The sequence below is a fragment of the Enterococcus sp. C65 genome (assembly GCF_040887165.1).
GTDB lineage: Bacteria > Bacillota > Bacilli > Lactobacillales > Enterococcaceae > Enterococcus_B > Enterococcus_B hirae.
In genome coordinates this window covers 69680-88987 of sequence record NZ_JBFOFG010000004.1, presented here as the reverse complement: position 1 = coordinate 88987, position 19308 = coordinate 69680, and the positions used below count along the sequence as shown (strand labels likewise).

The 19308-nt window shown below is 36.8% G+C and carries 16 protein-coding genes; 4 read left to right on the top strand and 12 right to left on the bottom strand.

Annotation, left to right across the window (positions count from 1 at the left end; genetic code table 11):
• Positions 1 to 129: 129 nt before the first annotated feature.
• From dltD to AB3I12_RS05520, 7 genes are all read right to left on the bottom strand, one after another.
• Positions 130 to 1401 carry a D-alanyl-lipoteichoic acid biosynthesis protein DltD gene (gene dltD, locus AB3I12_RS05550; RefSeq protein ID WP_010738272.1) on the bottom strand — a complete coding sequence of 424 codons (1272 nt, stop codon included), beginning with the start codon at positions 1399 to 1401 and terminating at the stop codon, positions 130 to 132.
• A 2-nt stretch (positions 1402 to 1403) separates the two neighbouring features.
• Positions 1404 to 1637 carry a D-alanine--poly(phosphoribitol) ligase subunit DltC gene (gene dltC, locus AB3I12_RS05545; protein WP_010719820.1) on the bottom strand — a complete coding sequence of 78 codons (234 nt, stop codon included), beginning with the start codon at positions 1635 to 1637 and terminating at the stop codon, positions 1404 to 1406.
• A 69-nt stretch (positions 1638 to 1706) separates the two neighbouring features.
• Complete coding sequence (dltB, locus tag AB3I12_RS05540; RefSeq protein ID WP_010719821.1) at positions 1707 to 2912, bottom strand: D-alanyl-lipoteichoic acid biosynthesis protein DltB; 1206 nt, start codon at positions 2910 to 2912, stop codon at positions 1707 to 1709.
• The gene (dltA, locus tag AB3I12_RS05535; RefSeq protein ID WP_063626731.1) at positions 2909 to 4426 is read right to left on the bottom strand and encodes a D-alanine--poly(phosphoribitol) ligase subunit DltA; all 1518 of its coding nucleotides are present in this window, start codon (positions 4424 to 4426) and stop codon (positions 2909 to 2911) included. The genes dltB and dltA overlap by 4 nt, the downstream gene beginning before the upstream one ends.
• A gap of 10 nt (positions 4427 to 4436) precedes the next feature.
• Positions 4437 to 4586 (bottom strand): teichoic acid D-Ala incorporation-associated protein DltX, encoded by a 150-nt coding sequence (locus AB3I12_RS05530; protein WP_014834217.1) that lies wholly within the window; start codon positions 4584 to 4586, stop codon positions 4437 to 4439.
• A 290-nt stretch (positions 4587 to 4876) separates the two neighbouring features.
• Positions 4877 to 6940 carry an ABC transporter permease gene (locus AB3I12_RS05525; protein WP_010738275.1) on the bottom strand — a complete coding sequence of 688 codons (2064 nt, stop codon included), beginning with the start codon at positions 6938 to 6940 and terminating at the stop codon, positions 4877 to 4879.
• Positions 6930 to 7697 carry an ABC transporter ATP-binding protein gene (locus tag AB3I12_RS05520; RefSeq protein WP_034698771.1) on the bottom strand — a complete coding sequence of 256 codons (768 nt, stop codon included), beginning with the start codon at positions 7695 to 7697 and terminating at the stop codon, positions 6930 to 6932. Before AB3I12_RS05520 ends, AB3I12_RS05525 begins: the two co-directional genes overlap by 11 nt.
• A 370-nt stretch (positions 7698 to 8067) precedes the next feature.
• Here AB3I12_RS05520 and nrdD point away from each other — a divergent pair, with 370 nt between their 5' ends.
• Both nrdD and nrdG read left to right on the top strand, forming a co-directional pair.
• Entirely contained in the window at positions 8068 to 10257 is a 2190-nt protein-coding gene (nrdD, locus tag AB3I12_RS05515; RefSeq protein WP_010719825.1) for an anaerobic ribonucleoside-triphosphate reductase, read from the top strand.
• A 244-nt stretch (positions 10258 to 10501) separates the two neighbouring features.
• Complete coding sequence (nrdG, locus tag AB3I12_RS05510) at positions 10502 to 11104, top strand: anaerobic ribonucleoside-triphosphate reductase activating protein (RefSeq protein ID WP_010719826.1); 603 nt, start codon at positions 10502 to 10504, stop codon at positions 11102 to 11104.
• A 73-nt stretch (positions 11105 to 11177) separates the two neighbouring features.
• On the opposite strand, the gene dinB is transcribed toward nrdG, so the two are convergent.
• Both dinB and AB3I12_RS05500 read right to left on the bottom strand, forming a co-directional pair.
• The gene (dinB, locus tag AB3I12_RS05505) at positions 11178 to 12284 is read right to left on the bottom strand and encodes a DNA polymerase IV (protein WP_010719827.1); all 1107 of its coding nucleotides are present in this window, start codon (positions 12282 to 12284) and stop codon (positions 11178 to 11180) included.
• Between the two features lie 195 nt (positions 12285 to 12479).
• Positions 12480 to 13136, bottom strand: coding sequence for a redox-sensing transcriptional repressor Rex (locus tag AB3I12_RS05500; protein ID WP_010719828.1), 657 nt, complete (start codon positions 13134 to 13136; stop codon positions 12480 to 12482).
• 222 nt (positions 13137 to 13358) lie between these two features.
• Here AB3I12_RS05500 and AB3I12_RS05495 point away from each other — a divergent pair, with 222 nt between their 5' ends.
• The gene (locus tag AB3I12_RS05495; RefSeq protein WP_063626729.1) at positions 13359 to 15296 is read left to right on the top strand and encodes an ABC-F family ATP-binding cassette domain-containing protein; all 1938 of its coding nucleotides are present in this window, start codon (positions 13359 to 13361) and stop codon (positions 15294 to 15296) included.
• Positions 15297 to 15417: 121 nt separating this feature from the next.
• Here the strand turns inward: AB3I12_RS05495 and AB3I12_RS05490 are convergent, their stop codons facing one another.
• From AB3I12_RS05490 to AB3I12_RS05480, 3 genes are all read right to left on the bottom strand, one after another.
• Positions 15418 to 16122: a hypothetical protein gene (locus AB3I12_RS05490; RefSeq protein WP_063626728.1), complete on the bottom strand. Its 705-nt coding sequence runs from the start codon at positions 16120 to 16122 to the stop codon at positions 15418 to 15420.
• 189 nt (positions 16123 to 16311) lie between these two features.
• Complete coding sequence (locus tag AB3I12_RS05485) at positions 16312 to 16971, bottom strand: ABC transporter ATP-binding protein (protein ID WP_010738281.1); 660 nt, start codon at positions 16969 to 16971, stop codon at positions 16312 to 16314.
• 18 nt (positions 16972 to 16989) lie between these two features.
• On the bottom strand, positions 16990 to 18492 hold the full coding sequence (locus AB3I12_RS05480) for an ABC transporter permease (RefSeq protein ID WP_063626725.1): 1503 nt from the start codon (positions 18490 to 18492) through the stop codon (positions 16990 to 16992).
• 141 nt (positions 18493 to 18633) lie between these two features.
• On the opposite strand from AB3I12_RS05480, the gene AB3I12_RS05475 reads away from it, so the two are divergent.
• The gene (locus AB3I12_RS05475; RefSeq protein ID WP_063626723.1) at positions 18634 to 19308 is read left to right on the top strand and encodes a response regulator transcription factor; all 675 of its coding nucleotides are present in this window, start codon (positions 18634 to 18636) and stop codon (positions 19306 to 19308) included.

Genomic DNA, 19308 nt, shown 5'->3' with positions numbered 1-19308 from the left:
TTACCGAATAACTTTCAATAATCCTGGCTTTTTTGCATAATGCATACGATAGCAATCGCTATTTTCTCTTAAATGGACTGACAGCAGTAAACGAGCGTTTCTTTTATGCACTTCGTGTTCGAAACTCCATTACTGTTGGTTTTCTTTTAAATCATTTGGTGAATGTTTTTGCCAGTCTTTACTATAAAATGATGGATCCAATTGATAGTGACTTGGTTGTTGTTGGTTTTCTAAAAACGGTCTAATCCGTTGATCTGCTGCTAGCCACCCTTTCCAACCTAAATGAATGGTGTCTTCCATGAAATAAGGTTGATCAGCCATTTTTGTAAAATCTGCGATCCGATCAAAGCCTTGACTCTGCAATTGAAATTTGATTTTCTTTGCAAATCCTTGAAGCATTTCTTGAGATAACCCAGTATAATCACTCCATTTTTGATTCACAGGTGGAATGATGAATAATGCTTCTGCCTGTTCTTGGGCTAATTGCTGTAGGACTAATTGAAAATCTGAAAATTCAGGTGAAAAACGATAATCCCAATTTTTTTGAGAATTTTTCAGCTCTTTTAAGTGATGACGAATGCGCTCTTTATAAAAATCATTTTTTAACTCAAAAGAATTGTCGCTTGTACTTTTTCTCCCAATATTTTCCGCTAGGTTTGCCAGAACTTTTTCTTGATAATTAGCAGGCAACGGCTTCATTGCCTGATCAATTTTGTCTTGTTTACTTTTCAGACCAATATTGCTGAACATTTCATCTTCTCTTTTTAAAATATTCCAGTTCAAGCGCAATTGATTTCGTTTTTCAACAGAAGGAAGTTGACCTTTTTTGATCATTTGTAACATTTCCGTCAATTTTTCATCTTTTTTAACGATAGAAAAATGTAAAAGTCTTCTAGCTAAATAACGGTCAGCAGGAGTGATTTTTTTCAATGAGAACAGCCAGTCAAGGGTTTGTAACTGTGAATAATACGTATCAAAATAATCTTTTTTTACGCCATCTTTGACAAACCATTGTGGAGAAATGATAAAAACGATTTTCTTATTTTTCAAATCATCTCCTGCAGAGCGCATCATCATATACTGACTTAATGATTGTGTCCCAGGTGCCCCTAATAAGAAGGGACGATAATCACGATGGTATTTCTCCGCCAAGACGGATGGGTGAAACGGACTGATCCGACTGAGTTCACTTGAACCAAAAAAAGGAACATATTTTTTTTCAGCTAAGGCTTCGTTTTTGATGGTATCTCCTTTTAACACATTTTCGGACATGGATGTAGAAGCTTTTTTTATGACTGTTGGGTCGGTTAGATCCACACGATACGAAGAAGTGAAAAAAACTGCTATCAATCCAAAAGCTAAAAGGATTGGACCGAAAATAGCAAATAATTTCTTTTTCATTCTCATCCCTTCAATTCTTGTACTTGTGCAATGATTTTATTCGGTGTGCCCCACTGTTCACGATCAAATTCAGAAACAGGGACTTGAACATCTAGTTGTCCATCTAATTCGACTAATAATTGAACAGAAGCAAGTGAATCCAACAATCCTTCACCAAACAAATCAAGCTCTCGATTTTCTCTTATTTCATCTGTTCCTGTAATGTCTTCTAAAATAGTTAAAATTTGTTCTTCCATAATATAATCTCTCCTTAAATAATCATAATGTAAAATAAATCATTTTTAAGTCTTAGATAATCATCTGCTTTACTTAAACAAAAGTTGGTCTAAAAAGCCCGAAAATATCAATAAACTAAAACAAACTGCTTGGAAAGTCATAAAGACAGCAAAAGCGTGAGTAAACCAATTGGATGGTAGTTGTTTTTTATGTTTTTTCTTGAATCGTAGCCAAACGTCGGTTAAGCAAATCAAAGTAGCATGATACAACCCATACACGATGTAATACCAAGTTAGACCATGCCAGATTCCCATCAATAGGAATAATGCATAATAACCAATATTCGAGGTTACAATTTTACTTTTGAACCATTTTTTCTTCATCAAGAAAAACATCAAGCGCATATAAACATAATCTCGAAACCAAAATGATAACGTCATGTGCCAACGATTCCAAAATTCTTTGATATTCCAAGACAAGAATGGTTTGTTAAAGTTGATTGGTGTTTGGTACCCCATCAAGTAACTCGTTCCCACCGCAAACAAACTATAGCCTGCAAAGTCAAAAAACAGATATAAACTATACACATAGGTATATCCTACTAATGACCAAGAAAAACCACCATGTTGCAAGGCAGCTTTGGAAACGATTGGTAACAACACTTGACCCAAATAATAGCCAATAATAAATTTGTATAAAAAACCTAGAAAAATATTTTGGATACCTTTTTCTAATAATGTCAGATATTTCTCAGTTGCAGGCGGCTGACATTGATCCTTTTCAAATCTTCTATAGCGATCGATTGGTCCAGATGAAATCGTTGGAAAAAAGAGTAAAAATTGAATATAACGAAAAGGCTGATAGTTCTTGATCAATCCATCCCTAATTTCCATGATCATCTGAACAGATTTAAAGGTTAGATAGGAGATCCCTAGAAAAGCTAGAAAAGATTCTTTCCCATGGGCAAAAAACGGTGTGACTTTTGTTAAAAATAATGGGAAAATCGCTAGGATCACCGCTAAGTAAAACCAAATACCTTGATTTTTCTTTTGACGGTAAACGAAGTAAGCCCAAACTAATAATGTCTGCCAAACAACATATGCAATCAAGGCTACACCTTGTTGCCAATAGACACCACCAAAACTGATGAATAAGAAAAGCAAGGTGATGAGTGTTTGATAAATTGGCAATCTTTTCCCTCGAATCAACAATGATAGCACGATTGGTACTAAACCGATGATTAACAGCAGAAAATAATAAGGTTCTGCGTACGGGATCATATGTGGAAAGGTCATTGAGGATTCACCTCAGCTATTAATTTTTTCCGATCGATTTTCCCGTTCACCGTTTGTGGTAAAAGATCAATGTAATTGATTTTTTGAGGGACCATGTAATCCATGACCGAATGTGCCAATTTTTCCTTAATTGATTTAGAGAGTTTAAAACTTGGTTCTGGCGAATTTTTTTCTAATACAATAAAAGCAACTAGTTGTTGAACTTTAGTTCCTTGGTATTTTGGAACAACTATCGCTTGTTTAATCCGTTCATCTAACAAAAGCCCGTGTTCGATATCTCCTAATTCGATACGATACCCATGAAGTTTTATCTGTTGATCCATTCGTCCCTCATAGAACAAAAGACCTTCCTCATTAAGAAACCCAGCATCGCCAGTATGATAACTTTGTTGATCCTGTTTCTTGAAAAAAGCAGCTTTGGTTTTTTCTGGATTATTCAGATACCCCTTGGAGACACTAGGACCCAAGATAATAATTTCACCTGTTTGATTGACCGGTTGCACTTTTTGATCATTCACAATCTGAACCTCGGTATCTTCTTTGATATAACCAATCGGTAAACGTTCATAGCGATCTAAAATACCTTGAGTGATTTGGATACTTGAAATAGCAACCGTGGCTTCCGTTGGTCCATACGTATTATAAATACGGGCTTCAGGAAATCGTTTCAATAATTCTTGCGCTGTTTTTTTGGTTAATTCTTCCCCACAGAACAAGAAAGTGGCTAGATCTGGTACATGTTCCGCATCAAAAGTGGGTTCCATCAAACAGATATCGATAAATGAAGGAGTTGACACCCAGACATCTAATTTCAACTTTGCTAAAGTAGAAAATAATTGTCTAAAGTCTTGAATAACCGCTTTTTCTAAGGGTTTTAACATTCCTCCTGTCACAAGTGCTGGATAAATCGAAAAAACAGATAAGTCAAACGAAAATGGTGCTTGTGCTAAGAAACGTAGACCCTGTTCAAGATGAAATTCCTGGATCGTCCAACGAACAAAGCTCAATAAGTTATCATGACTGATTTGCACACCCTTGGGCTCACCTGTAGTACCAGAGGTAAAAATGATGTAATAATTTTCGTCACCTTTAACTGGATGTGTTGCTTCGTATTGACTCTCTTTTTTCGTGATCGTTGCTAATTCTTCCCGAGAAATCACTGGGATACCATCTGTTTCCATCTGCCAGTCACCGACACTAATGATCAAAGCTGGTTTTGCTACTCGAAGAATTGATTCAATTCGCTCATTCGGCGTATGTTCTTCAATCGGAAGATAGGCATGGCCAGCTTTGGTGCCACCAAGAAAAGAAACGATCATTTCAAACTCTAGATTTCCAAAAACCACGATTGGTCCCTGTTTCTGTAAATTTCTGTCTAAATAAGCTGCTAAAGCATCGGACTTTCTTTTTAGCTCCCCATAGGTATGCTCTGTGATTTCTGTCTGATAAACGACCCGATCTGGTTCCGTTTGACCAAAAAAATCAATTGATTCAACGATTGTTTGAATATCCATCGTCTTCCTCCTAAAATTCATTATAGATAAAAGATCCGCCTTGGACATTTTTATAATGGTACAAATAAATCAACATAAAAATAATTGCACTATACAATAATGTTCGTACCACAAACGTGCCCCAGTACCTAAATTGAGGATTATTCCACCAATTTTTCAATTTATATTTCCCTCCTAATCGAATCTCAAAATAATTTTACCCATTCTTTTTAAAAAACAACATTTGTTTTCCTAACAGTAATCGCTTTTCTGCTAACAATTTTGTCACAATTTAGATTAACTACAAAAAGACGGTTATTATAATATAAGCATCACCTCAAATAAATAAAGATTTTTTTTAAAAAAGCTAAAAAGACTTAAACGACCTATGTAACCAATCGTTTAAGTCTTTCTTCATTCAAATTAAAAAAACAGAGTACTCACCTTTTGCTCATTTAAATATAGCTTGATTTACTCCTCAATAATCCTGCAATATAAGACACTTGTGATGTAATAAAACAAGATATAGATCAAGACAAGTGAGCCACAAATCAGATATGCTAACCCATAATTTGCTGTATCGACATATTGAGTAAATACTTCAATGGCAAAAAAGGTATGCATACTCCCCAAAATAATTGGTGGGAAAAACATGATCGCATTTTGCCCAAAGATGACTCGCTTCACTTTTTTTCGAGAAATCCCTAATTTCGTTAATAATTGATAATTCTCTCGTTCTTCTTCTGCTTCTGCTAATTGACGAACCATCAGCATGCTTCCAGTCGTGACAATAACAATTATTCCAATAAAGATCGAAACATACGCCATTAAACCAATTCCTTGTTCAACTGTTCGTTTAAATGGGAAACGTGCAGAAAAGTTAAGACGTGAATCTTCATTATTGTATTCATCAGAAGATTGATCTGAAGCTGCTTTTTCTTGGTGCGATTCATTTTTATGAATCGTTCCAGTTATAGACTCTCCTTTGATCTCATAATCATAATAAATGATGTTCTCATAACTTGTAGGAATCTCTTTAGAAATACGTTCAATGATTTTTTCCTGATCTCCCCCTTGCACATTCCAATTGACCACTTGATAGTTTAGTCCAGATGCTTTAGCAAAATAATCATCACTGACAACGAGTGTCGGACCGAAATACCTCAACGAACCATCTCCTAAAAAATTAGGTAAGGTTGCTTGAATATCTAAAGTTTGATCGGGCAAGTAGAATGTTGAATCATACATTGAAAAATTTCTAAAGATATTTTTCATACTATCTAATACCACAGTGCTGTTATCCGATGTTAAATCAATTTTAGGCATTTTAGGATTGAATTGTCGAAAGGCATGATATTCTTTTTCTGGAATCAAATTTACCAATTGAAATACTTTTTCCTCAGAAATTCCGTCTAACTTATCATTATAGTAACTTCCAATTACTTTGTAATTGATCGTCATTTCTTTTGTGATCGTTTGCCCTTCACTTGCAAGAAGCGGTCGCAGCTTGTCGGCTGTTGCCTTATCCATTTGATAAGATACCGGTGAGACCATCTCCACATTTCGAGACATGATGACAGTCGCACTCATCATTGCGCCAATCATCGTTAAAGCTAGAGCCATGATCAGTGTGATCAACGAATTGATCCGCCAGCTTTTCAGCAGATGGATCTGCGTATTGCCAATCAGCAAGAAGTTGATCCCTCGATACTTAATTCGAGAACGACTCACCAAATCGATTAACACACGTAGGGAAAAACAAAAGAACAGATATGTCCCGATCACACAAAACAGCAGGATCAGAACAAATAATAAGAAAGGAAAGCGAAGATCTTGCGTAAAAATAAAAAGTTTAGCAGCAAATTCCCGATAGTGGACCGCAAAGAAATAACCACTAGAGATCAGCAATAAACCCAGTGTTCCTAAAAAACGATGGCGTGTCCGAACTCTTAACTTGCTACTTTCCAAATGATCGTATTCGCCAAAATTTCGAATCGTCGGATAGCGCCAGATTTTCCATAATGAATACAAAGAAACAACAGATAAAATCAAAAAAAACAACAGAAAGGTTTCAAAAATCGATGGCACGGAAATGAAGAAAAGACTCGTGATTTGCAAGTTCATCATGCGAATCAAGATCATAGAAAATAATTTTGAGAAAATGATTCCTAAAATAATCCCTGCTGTACAGGCGAATAATCCAATAGCCATTGTTTCCAATACATAGATCAGTGAGATTTGGGTTTTCTTCACACCAAACAACTGATAGATCCCAATCTCTCTTTGTCTGCGGTTAAAGAAAAAACGATTTGCACTAATAACAAAAAAAAGTAATACGATTAAGATAATCCAACTACCAATACCAAAAAAAACATTGAATAAAGAATCTTGCTGTGTCCTTCGGTTCAATAATTGATCATAAGAAATCGTACTAAAAGAATAGTAGATCATCGTTGATAACGTTAGACTAAAAAAGTAAACGAGATACCCTCTTGACTGTCGCAGAAAACTTTTCGCAGCCAACTTATAAAGCATTGAGTTTTCCACCTCCCCCAATGGTCGCCTGCATATCAATCACCCGTTCAAAAAATTCGTTTCTTGAACCTCTGCGAACTACTTCAGAGAAAATCACCCCATCTTTGATAAATAAAATCCGATCACAATAACTGGCTGTATACGGATCATGTGTTACTAATAAGATAGTTGATTTTTCTACTCGGTTCATCGTTGTTAAATAATTTAGTAACTCGGTGGCTGATTTCGAGTCCAGAGACCCGGTTGGCTCATCAGCAAAAATGACTTGTGGTTGAATAACTAATGCTCTAGCAGCCGCAATCCGTTGTCTCTGACCAACTGATAATTCATCTGGATAACGTTTTAAGATTTCTTCGATCCCTAATAATTGAGCAACATGCAACACACTTTTTTCCATCTCTTCTTTCGAGATTCGTTCCACCGCTAATGGTAGTAAGATATTGTCCTTCGCATTCAATGTATCGATCAAATTAAATTCTTGAAAAATAAATCCTAATTTTTTTCGACGGAAGTCACTCAATTCATTATTTTTCATTTTAGTGATCTCATTTCCTTGGATCAACACACTTCCCATCGTTGGTAGATTGATCGTCGAAAGAATATTCATCAAAGTCGTCTTTCCAGCACCACTCGGACCCATGATGCCAACAAATTCTCCTTTTTCTACTGTAAAAGAGATATTATCAAGTACTTTTACCGGCGAAAGCTTATTTCCATAGCTTTTACTTACATGTTTTACCTCGATCATTTTATCCATGGCTTTCCTCCTTGGGTTTTGCTTACTCGCCACACTGACACACTTACCAGCATATTAGCATATTCTTTGGTTTTTTTCTCTGATCTTTACAGCATTTGAGCATTTCTTTTTAGATTTTTATCATTTCACAGACATAACCTTTTTTTAAAAAATTTTTATTCATCTATTTTATTCACGAAAGCGGTATATTCAAAATAAAAATCCTATAAACTTACGTTTTCACTTTTTTTCACAAAGGAATATATACAACATATAGTATAGTTGTTCGTTTATACACCTGTTTGCATACTATATATAGCTAGTATTTAGTTGCTCCTTCGTGGATTTTGTTTTATGATAGACAAGAAGAATTTAGCAGGAGTTGAATAAAATGAGTGTACAAATTGAAGAAAAAGTAACAGATCCCCTTCATTCAGAAGTATCAAACATAACAATCATTAAACGAGATGGTCGACGTGTCGAATTTGATGAAACAAAAATCAATGAGGCTTTAGTCAAAGCTGAAAAGAAAATTCATGGCTCATTGTCTCCACTTACTTATGAAAAAATTCAAACGATCGTGGATTTAGTCGTTCAAGAAATCAAACGACGCTTTACCGACAACGTTAAAATATATGAGATCCAAAATATCGTTGAACACATTCTTTTAGAAAAAAACGAATATGAATTAGCAGAAGAATATATCAATTACCGCACAAAACGTGATTTTGCCAGAAGTAAAGCGACAGATATCAATTTTTCGATCAAAAAATTGATCAATAAAGACCAAACAGTTGTCAATGAGAATGCAAATAAAGATAGTAATGTCTTCAATACTCAAAGAGATTTAACCGCTGGTATCGTTGGAAAATCCATCGGTTTGAAAATGTTGCCCCCACATATCGCAAATGCGCATCAAAAAGGCGACATCCATTACCATGATTTAGATTATCATCCATACACACCAATGACAAACTGTTGTTTGATCGATTTCAAAGGAATGTTGAACAACGGATTCAAAATTGGAAATGCTGAAGTGGAATCACCAAAATCAATTCAAACTGCTACTGCTCAAATTTCACAGATTATTGCAAATGTAGCTTCCAGTCAATATGGTGGTTGTTCTGCTGACCGAACAGATGAATTACTTGCTCCTTTCGCTGAACTGAATTATCAAAAACATTTAGCGGATGCAGAAGAATGGATCGAAACACCTGAACGTCGAGTAGAGTATGCGAAATCAAAAACCAAAAAAGATATTTTTGATGCGATGCAAAGTCTAGAATATGAAATCAATACTCTTTTTACTTCAAATGGTCAAACACCATTTACTTCTCTTGGCTTTGGTTTAGGAAAAAACTGGTTTGAGCGAGAAATTCAAAAAGCAATCTTACAAAATCGGATCAATGGCTTAGGCAGCGAAAAGCGGACAGCTATCTTCCCTAAATTGATTTTCACATTAAAAGATGGCATAAACTTGAACCCAACTGATCCTAATTATGACATTAAACAATTAGCTTTGGAATGTGCAACTAAGCGGATGTATCCTGATATTTTAAACTACGACAAAATCGTTGAATTAACCGGTAGTTTCAAAGTACCTATGGGTTGTCGTTCATTTTTACAAGGTTGGAAAGATGAAAATGGCCAAGAAGTGAACGTTGGACGAATGAATCTTGGAGTGGTCACACTAAACTTACCTCGTATTGCCATCGAAGCGAAAGGCGATCAGGAAAAATTCTGGCAAATCCTTTCTGAGCGCTTAGCCATCATGAAAGATGCTTTAGTTTATCGTGTCGATCGTTGTAAAGAAGCGATCCCTGCTAACGCACCAATCTTATATATGTATGGTGCATTCGGTAAACGTCTCTCAAAAACAGATGCTGTCGATGAATTATTCAAAAATCGTCGTGCAACGGTTTCTTTAGGTTATATCGGTCTTTACGAAGTGGCTTCTGCTTTTTATGGTGGGGAATGGGAAAACAATCCCGAAGCAAAAGATTTTACCCTTGATATCGTGAAAGAATTAAAAGCCAAAGCAGATGCTTGGGGTGACGAATATGGATATCATTTCAGCGTTTACTCTACACCTAGTGAGAGCTTAACTGATCGTTTCTGCCGTTTAGATACAGAAAAATTTGGCGAAGTCGAAAACATCACTGATAAAGAATATTACACGAATAGTTTCCATTATGACGTTCGTAAAAACCCAACTCCGTTTGAAAAACTAGATTTTGAAAAAGATTATCCGAAGTATTGTTCTGGTGGTTTTATCCATTACTGTGAGTACCCAATGCTTCAACAAAACCCGAAAGCATTAGAAGCCGTTTGGGATTATGCTTACGATAAAGTTGGCTATTTAGGAACGAATACACCAATTGATCATTGCTACAAATGTGGCTTTGAAGGTGACTTCAAACCAACCGAACGTGGCTTTGAATGTCCCGAATGCGGCAATCATGATCCAAAAACTTGTGACGTCGTTAAAAGAACCTGTGGCTATTTAGGTAACCCACAAGCACGTCCAATGGTTCACGGTCGTCACAAGGAGATCTCTTCACGTGTCAAACATATGAAGTAATCTTTCTCTACTATTTCGTTCTAATTCACTCTAAAAAAAGATAGAGCGATCAGTTATTCCTTAGAAAACAATCCCCTTTCACAGCGTGACTACGATAAATCGAACGGTGTGTGAACCCTGACCGTTCGATTTATTTGCATTTTTTTGAGGCTAGTCCATTATCTTTTCTGAGACTGCTTGCTGTGAAACTGGTTTGAGTTTTAAGTAAATTTTTCATACTTTGATGTTAGAAAGAAGTTTTTTTATGCGAAATCCTAAACCTAAAGAATGGCTGGCACAAGATTACAGCCAAAATTACATTGCTGATTACAAACCATTTAACTTTGTGGATGGCGAAGGTGTAAGAAATAGTCTTTATGTGAGTGGCTGCTTATTTGCTTGTGAAGGATGTTTCAATAAAGCAGCGCAAAACTTCCGCTATGGTAAACCTTTCACACCAGAGCTGGAAGAACAAATCATCACCGATCTCCGCCATGATTACGTTCAAGGACTGACCCTTTTAGGCGGGGAACCTTTTCTAAACACGGACGTCTGTCTCCAAGTCGTTGAGCGTATCCGACAAGAATTTGGTCAGACCAAAGATATCTGGTCGTGGACCGGTTATACTTTTGACGAACTACTTCAAGACTCCGAAGACAAGTTAGCTCTTTTAGCAAAAATCGATATCTTAGTTGATGGACGTTTTGAACTAAGTAAAAAGGATTTAAAACTACAGTTTCGCGGTAGTAGTAATCAACGCATCATCGATGTCAAAAAATCGCTAGCCGAAAATAGAGTAGTGATTTGGGAAAAATGCAGCGATGCTACAGAATCGTATGAACAAATCAAAAAACAGGAGTTCATTTAGGTCCTCCCACTCCTTATTGAATAAAAAACAGTAGAAACGTATGTTGATTTCCAACACGTTTTCTACTGTTTTTTCATTCCCACAAAGGTAACACAATATTCTCATAAGTCATGGGATCTAAATTCGTTAACGTGATCCCCAAGAGACGTATGCCTTGTTCAATCCCTAAAATTTCTTCCCAAATCAAACTTGCTTGATAAAAGAGCGCTTCTTTCTTATAGATATACTCAGGTAAAGTGACTCTTTTCGTGACTGTCGTATAATCCGTATATCTCACTTTTAACACTACGGTTTTTCCATGTTTTTGGACTCTTTTCAACGACTCTTCGACTTTCTCAGCTAATTGTCGTAATTGTGCTAATACCGCTTCTTCCGTTTGTAGTGGCTGACCATAAGTATGCTCTTTTCCTACAGATTTTCTTTCTCTTGTCACATTGACTGGTGCATCATGGACACCTCTTACTTTTCGATAAAGCGAATAGCCCATCTTTCCAAATTGTTGGATCAACATCATCTCTGTACAATTATAAAGATCTTCTCCAGTGAAAATACCAAGTTCATGCATCTTAGGGACGGTTTTTTTTCCTACCCCATGAAATTTATCAATAGGTAGTGCCTTTAGGAACGTCAATGCGTCTTGAGGTGCAACGATAGTAATGCCTTTAGGTTTTTGAAAATCTGAGGCTAATTTCGCTAAAAACTTATTATAGCTCACACCTGCCGAGCAGGTCAGTTTTACCTCTTCCCAAATGTCTCTTTGGATCAAACGAGCAATTTTGATTGCTGATTTACAATTGCGTTTATTGTTCGTCACATCAAGATAGGCTTCATCAATACTGACAGGCTCAACGATATCCGTATATCGGTAAAAAATCTCACGAACAATTTGTGAGATCTCACTATATTTTTGATGATCGCCTGGTTTAAAAATGGCTTGCGGACATAATTCATATGCTTTTTGCGCACTCATCGCTGAATGGATGCCATACTTTCTTGCTTCATAATTCGCTGTAGTAACCACTCCTCGACCACCAGTGTCACTCGGATGTCTGGCAATAACTAAGGGTTTCCCTCTAAATTCTGGATGATCCCGTTCTTCGACAGAGGCAAAAAAAGCATCCATATCGATATGAATGATTTTTCTAGATGTATCATTATGTAAAGGAAACTGTAATTCCATCTCACTCACCCCTATCATGATTATATAGGAACTTTTGTTCGGTGACAAGAAGATGGTTACCCACCGAACGGACCACAAAAAAGAGCCGAAATTTCACAAAAACTGAGACATCAATTTCGGAAATCACGACTTCTAAAATGATCATTCATAACTTGAGACTGTTGAGTAAACCAACCAGGTCACCTGAATCATTCGTTACTCAGTTTCTTCAGTCGCTTGCAAGGATGCATCAGAATGAAGAAAATAAATCAACGTTTGTAATTCATTCGTTAAGTCAACATTTTGAATCAACACGTCTGCTGGCGCATTTAATCGAGCAGAGGTAAAATTCAAGATACCTTTAATGCCCGCTTCAGTCAACCGATTAACTACTTCTTGTGCTCGCTCAGCTGGTATCGTCAATATTGCTACTTCGATTTGTTGGATCTTGATTTGCTCAAACATATCTTCCATAGGGTAAACGGGAATCCCATCCACGATCCGTCCAACGATTGCTTCGTTGACATCAAATGCACAACTTACACGGATACTGTTACTTTGATGGAATTTATATTTTAAAAGGGCACTTCCCAAATTACCGACACCGATCAACGCCACATTAGTCAATTGATCATCATTCAATGTTTTTGCGAAAAAATGCATGAGGTCTTCAACATCGTAGCCATAGCCTCGTTTTCCTAATTCTCCAAAATATGAAAAATCACGGCGAATCGTTGCACTGTCAACTTGAACAGCCTCACTTAATTCAGTTGATGATACTTTTTTCTTACCAGCATTATTTAAGATTCGTAAATAACGGTAATACAAAGGTAGCCGTTTGGCTGTTGCCTTTGGAATAACATGATCTTTCACTTAATTACCTCCACTTTTACTTTAAGTTTACTTTGATTTATCCATCATATCAGTATATATAGGAAAAAATCAATTTGATTGCTTGGATATTGTGAAATTTTATTCTTTATTCATTTTTTTATCATTTCTTTGAACCTCGCAGTATCAAGGAATTTATGGTAGACTACTAGTTGAAAAAGAGATTTATTCTTAGAGAATTCACAAAGTAGAAAAGAGGATTCCATGATATTATTACAAGCCAATCAAATTGCTCGTCACTTCGGTGCGGAGATCTTATTTGAGAATATCCATTTAGAAATCAGCACAGGGGCTCGGATCGCATTAGTCGGCCGTAACGGAGCAGGAAAATCAACACTTTTGAAGATCCTTGCTGGAATCGAACGCCCCGATGAAGGAACAATTGCTAAAAATAAAGCTGCTACTTTAGGCTATCTGGCACAAGATACTGGGTTAGATTCAGCAGAAACAGTCTGGAATGAAATGCTTAAATCATTCGAAACAATCCGTCAAATGGAAAATCGAATGCGCGAACTTGAAATCTTGATCAGTGAAGGAACACCTGATACACCTTCCTATGAGTCACTTTTGAAAGAATACGATAAATTACAACACGATTTTTCAGATAGAAACGGTTATGGCTACGAAAATGAAATACGCTCTGTTTTGCATGGCTTTAAATTTGATCCGTCTTTTTATGATCAAAAAATCAATGAATTGTCTGGCGGACAACGCACTCGCTTAGCGTTAGCAAGAATGTTGCTCCAACATCCAGATATATTGATTTTAGACGAACCAACCAACCATTTAGATATTGAGACTCTCTCTTGGTTAGAAGGCTACCTGCAAAGTTATACTGGTGCCTTACTGATTGTCTCCCATGACCGATATTTCTTAGATAAAGTCGCAACAGAAGTTTACGAATTAAGTCGAAAAAAAATGCGCCACTATAAAGGGAATTATTCGAAGTACCTTGATATGAAAGCTGAACAATTAGCAACTGAATGGAAAGCTTATGAAAAACAACAAACTGAGATCCATAAATTGGAAGATTTTGTCGCACGCAACTTGGTACGCGCTTCTACGACGAAAAGAGCCCAAAGTCGCAGAAAAGTCCTTGAGAAAATGGATCGGATTGACCGTCCTCAAGGAGACGAAAAACAAGCTCACTTTCTTTTCAATGTAGCAAAGCCATCAGGAAATGTCGTATTACAAATCGAAGATGCTGCGATTGGTTATCATAATGAAGTTTTGTCTGAACCGATCAATCTTGATATTCGGCGTCAAGAAGCCATTGCACTGGTCGGTCCCAATGGTATTGGTAAATCCACGCTTTTAAAATCGATCATCCATCAGTTGCCGTTTATCCGTGGAAAAGAACATTTAGGAACCAATGTGACGATCGGCTATTACGATCAAGGTCAAGCGGACTTACACACCAACAAAACTATTTTAGCTGAATTATGGGATGAACATCCAACGACTCCCGAAAAAGAAATTCGTAGCGTTTTGGGTGCCTTTCTATTTTCTGGTGAAGATGTAGAAAAGACCATCCCCTTGCTAAGCGGTGGTGAAAAAGCCCGAGTCGCCCTTGCAAAACTCGCAATGAATCAAGAAAACTTTTTGATTTTAGACGAACCAACCAACCACCTGGACATTGATAATAAAGAAGTATTAGAAAATGCCTTGATTGATTATGATGGTACTTTGTTGTTTGTCTCTCATGACCGTTATTTCATCAATCGGATTGCCACAAAAGTCATCGAATTATCGGAAAACGGTAGTAAAGTTTATTTAGGTGACTATGATTATTATTTGGAAAAGAAACAAGAAGAAGCGGAAATAGCAGAGCTGTTAGCTGAAAAAACACCAGAAGAAGAGCATATTTCTACGAACAAGAAAACCTATTTCCAAAGTAAAGAGCAACAAAAGCTGATACGTAGTTTGCAACGTAAAATCACTCAAATTGAAGAAGAATTAGCTATTTTAGATGAACAGATCGAGGCACTAGAACAAGAAATGGTGTCCCCAGAGAATTTGGATGACCATCTCAAATTAAATGAATTGAATCAAACACTCGAAGCAACTCGCCAATCTCAAGAAACGAAACTTTCTGAATGGGAAGATTTGAGTATTGAGCTTGAAGAATATGAAAATGAATAAAAACAGATAAATGAATATTCATTTCTGCACTAGAAACGCTCTCAAAACAGTACCCGCTGTTTCGAGGGCGTTTCATTTATCACAACGCACACTATCAGAGAAATCTCAAAGTGCTTGTTGATTACCTGACCGGATTATCTTGAATTTTTGTCTCACTAGATTGTGCCTTTGTTTCGATTAAACCGGGGTCCTTTATTTTATCGGTTATACTTTCCATCGTTTGGCATCCATTCGTTTGAGTTTTTTGGTTTGTCCGACTCTCCATCTGATCCCTCCCCTTATTCAATGAGAAATCAGTGATCTTCTTTGTTACTTGAAAATCAATTACCACTTTGTTTCTTTGACAGCCTTTAGGATTTATTCGCCCAAACATTTCTTGATAAGCTTGTTGATTTAGCCTATAATTAGTAATTTCCCCTCCCAAACACCGCGATAAAATTTCACTTTTTATCTTTATATCCTTCGCTAGTTCTTCTTTGATTTCCTTTAAATTTCCTTTCTCGAACATTGTATCCAACTTATATTCCTGTAATTTTGCTTCATTTATTTGTAGCCAGATATTTAAATAATCTGTTAGATAAATCTTTTCTTGACTATGGACTTGTATTTCTTTATGAAAGGCTTCAGTATGAGATTCATAACTGGTTTCACCTTTATTTATTTCTTTTGCATTTTTTTCTCGGTCATACAAGCGGATTAATGCTGTAGTCGCCGGACAAAAGTCTTTCGGTTCATGAATTTTTTTATTTAGCTTAAGTAGCATTTCATTGACTTTTTTATCTTGATTATTTGAAAAATTTTTTCTAAGCCATTGAAACAATCCCATTCTAAACACTCCTATCTATCGCTCTTTTACAAGAATTATATCTGTTATTCTTTTTATTAATAGATCACTTTATTCCTTTCAACCTAAAAAAAACGACTATTACTAAAAGAGAGACTGAGCAAAAATTTTCTCAGTCTCCTCTATTCATTTCCTACTCATTCATACTAGTTGCACCAAAATTCTGTTTGTTTAAGATACTTGATTGAATTCTTGATTTTTCAGTTCATACACTACATCGCAGCCTTTAGCGACATCCTGTTCGTGGGTGACTAAAATAATACATTTCTTTTGCTCATGTGCAATCTCTTGGAAAAGTTTAACGATCTCGCTGGAAGTTGCTTCATCCAAGTTTCCAGTCGGTTCATCCGCAACGATTAGATCGTGTTCACAGCATAGGGCTCTAGTGATTGCTACTCGTTGCTGCTGACCACCAGATAGCATCGTAACTTTTTTATCTGCTAAATCCTTAGTGATTCCGACTTTTTCCAAGTTCGCTAAGGCGTAGGCTTTTTTATCTGTCTGTTGGCTTTGAGCAATCTCCATCGCTGTTACCACATTGTCTACTGCCGATAAATACGGCAGTAGATTATAGGCTTGGAACACAATTGATACATCTTTACGACGATATTCCCGCAATCCAATTTTTTTCAACGATTTGTCGTCATAGAGAATTTCTCCGCTTTTTGGTGTATCTAATCCTGCGATCAGGGATAAAAAAGTCGTTTTCCCTGAACCGCTCGTACCTAAAATTGCATACATTTTGCCTTTTTCAAAAGTTAAATTAACATTTTCGAATAATCGTCGGTTGTCTTCATACCAGTAGCCTAAATCTTTTGTTGATAGTGTCATTAAAAATTCCTCCTTTAATTAGGAAATCAATATTTTCTTCGGATTCAGTCGTAGAATTCCAGCTGATGAAAGGACAATTGAGAATAAACTAATCCCCAGCCCAATTCCTGCAAGACTTAAAATCTCGGTTGGCTGCATTGAAATATTTAGTTCTTGAATTTCTTTTGATTGTGTAAATGGATTGCTTCCCATTTGACCACCACTAGGACCACCGTTTCCGCCACCAGGTGCTTGTCCTTGGTTACCTTGATTTGGACCGCCGTTTCCTGCCGTATTCGCTTCTTCTCCATCTGCATTTTGCGAAGTTGTTTGCTGACTCAACAACTGATTGCCGACTGCATTGCCAACAACATTTCCGCTAGCTGCAGCGATCCCTAAAGCGAAGATCATGCAGACAAAAATCTCAACGAAAAATTGTGAAATAACTTTGACCCGTGATTCACCTAATGAAAGTAATACACCGATCTCATATTTACGTTCACGAATCGACAGCATAATAATCAATGTCAAAATAATGACTCCGGCTACGGCTACTAAAATCACGATATTCTTCGCAAAGCTTGATACATTATTCAACGGCTGAAGCATTTGCTGATACATTTGATCATTGGTTTCTAAGCTGAATGTATCCGTATCGATCAATTTATTCGCTGCTTCTACAAAGCTGTCCATGTCTTTGGGATCATCTAAGTTATAAACTGCCGAATCGATCGTTTTTCCTTCCGATCCAGTTAAGGTGTTAACCAGTGTATAAGAAGAAAAAATCGTGTTCGCTGGATTCATAAAGTTGAAGCGAGCACTCATACTGTTGCCAGAATCACTTGTTTTGTAAATACCTTTAATAGTAACTTCAACATCTTTATCATCGGTATCTTTAATCTTAAATTTGTCCCCGACACTTAGATCGTTTGCTTCCGCTAAACTTTGCTCGATCAGTACATTATTCGTCCCTTCATCATCCGAAGTGATTGCCTTGCCTTCAACTAGGCTAGCTGTTCCTGATGAAAAATCACTGTAAGAATTACTTTCGGAAACACCTTTAATTTGGAAATCCCCTTGACTCATCCCACCAGGTGCTTTCTGTCCACCAAATCCAACAGCTTGTTCATCCGAAGATTCCTCTTCACTGTCACTATCACTCGAGATCGGTGTAATCCCTGTGCCTTTATCCGCTGAAGTACTTGCTTCAAATGAATACGATTTAACATTCGCTAATTCTGCGATTTTTTTTGCATCACTCAAGTTGACGGGTGTCTGTTCAAAGCTACCTGGATCTGGACGACTGCTTTCATCATCTGAATCTGAATTTGATTGCTGTTTGAACATTGCCTCTCGGTTCGTTGATAAGGTGACGGTCGCCCCGACACTTTTTTTCGCATTTGTGGTCGCCAGTTCAGCGCCGCTGCGGATCGTTAACCCCGCTAATACAAAAATTAATATGGCGGAAAAGACGGTGATCATAATGATGCTGCGTCCTTTTTTGGCCCAAAGGCTTTGAATCGCCCGTTTGATATAATTCATTTTGGTTCCTCCTTCATTTGTCTGTTTATAGAATAGGCAAGTTGGCTTAACCGAAGCTTAAACGTGACAAAAAAGTTTTTAAGGTTGTTTTAGGAAAGCGTGGTAAACTGAGTAAGTAATAGATGAAAAAGGAGAAAATCAATGATAAACCTTTTAATAGTAGAAGATGAAGCGACACTTTCAGATAATATAAAAGAAATCTTGTCGGATTTAGGTGAGATCACACAGATCTATGATGGGGAAGAAGGCTTATTTGAAGCAGAAACTGGTGTTTATGATCTAATATTGCTGGACCTGATGCTGCCAGGGAAAAACGGCTACGAAATCTTAGCAGAATTACGGAAAAAAAATATCCAAACCCCTGTGCTGATTCTAACTGCCAAAGATGGCCTAGAAGACAAAATCAATGGATTTCAAAAAGGTGCAGACGATTATTTGACGAAACCTTTTTATCGCGAAGAACTGATTATGCGGGTCAAAGCATTATTGAAGCGTTCGTTAGGATTGTTTTCTGAGAATCAAATCATCTATAAAAATATTACCTGCAACCTTGCGACGAAAGAAGTAAACATCGACGATGAGATCCTATCAATTCAAGGAAAAGAATTTGATCTCTTGGTTTATTTCATCCAAAATAAGGGCGTGATTTTAACAAAGGAGCAAATCTTCGATCGGATTTGGGGCTTTGATTCCGATACGACCATTACAGTTGTAGAAGTATATATGAGTCACTTAAGAAAACATTTGAAGCCGTCAGGTGCAGATCAGTTCTTTAAAACACTGAGAAATGTCGGCTACATCTTACAAAAGGATTAA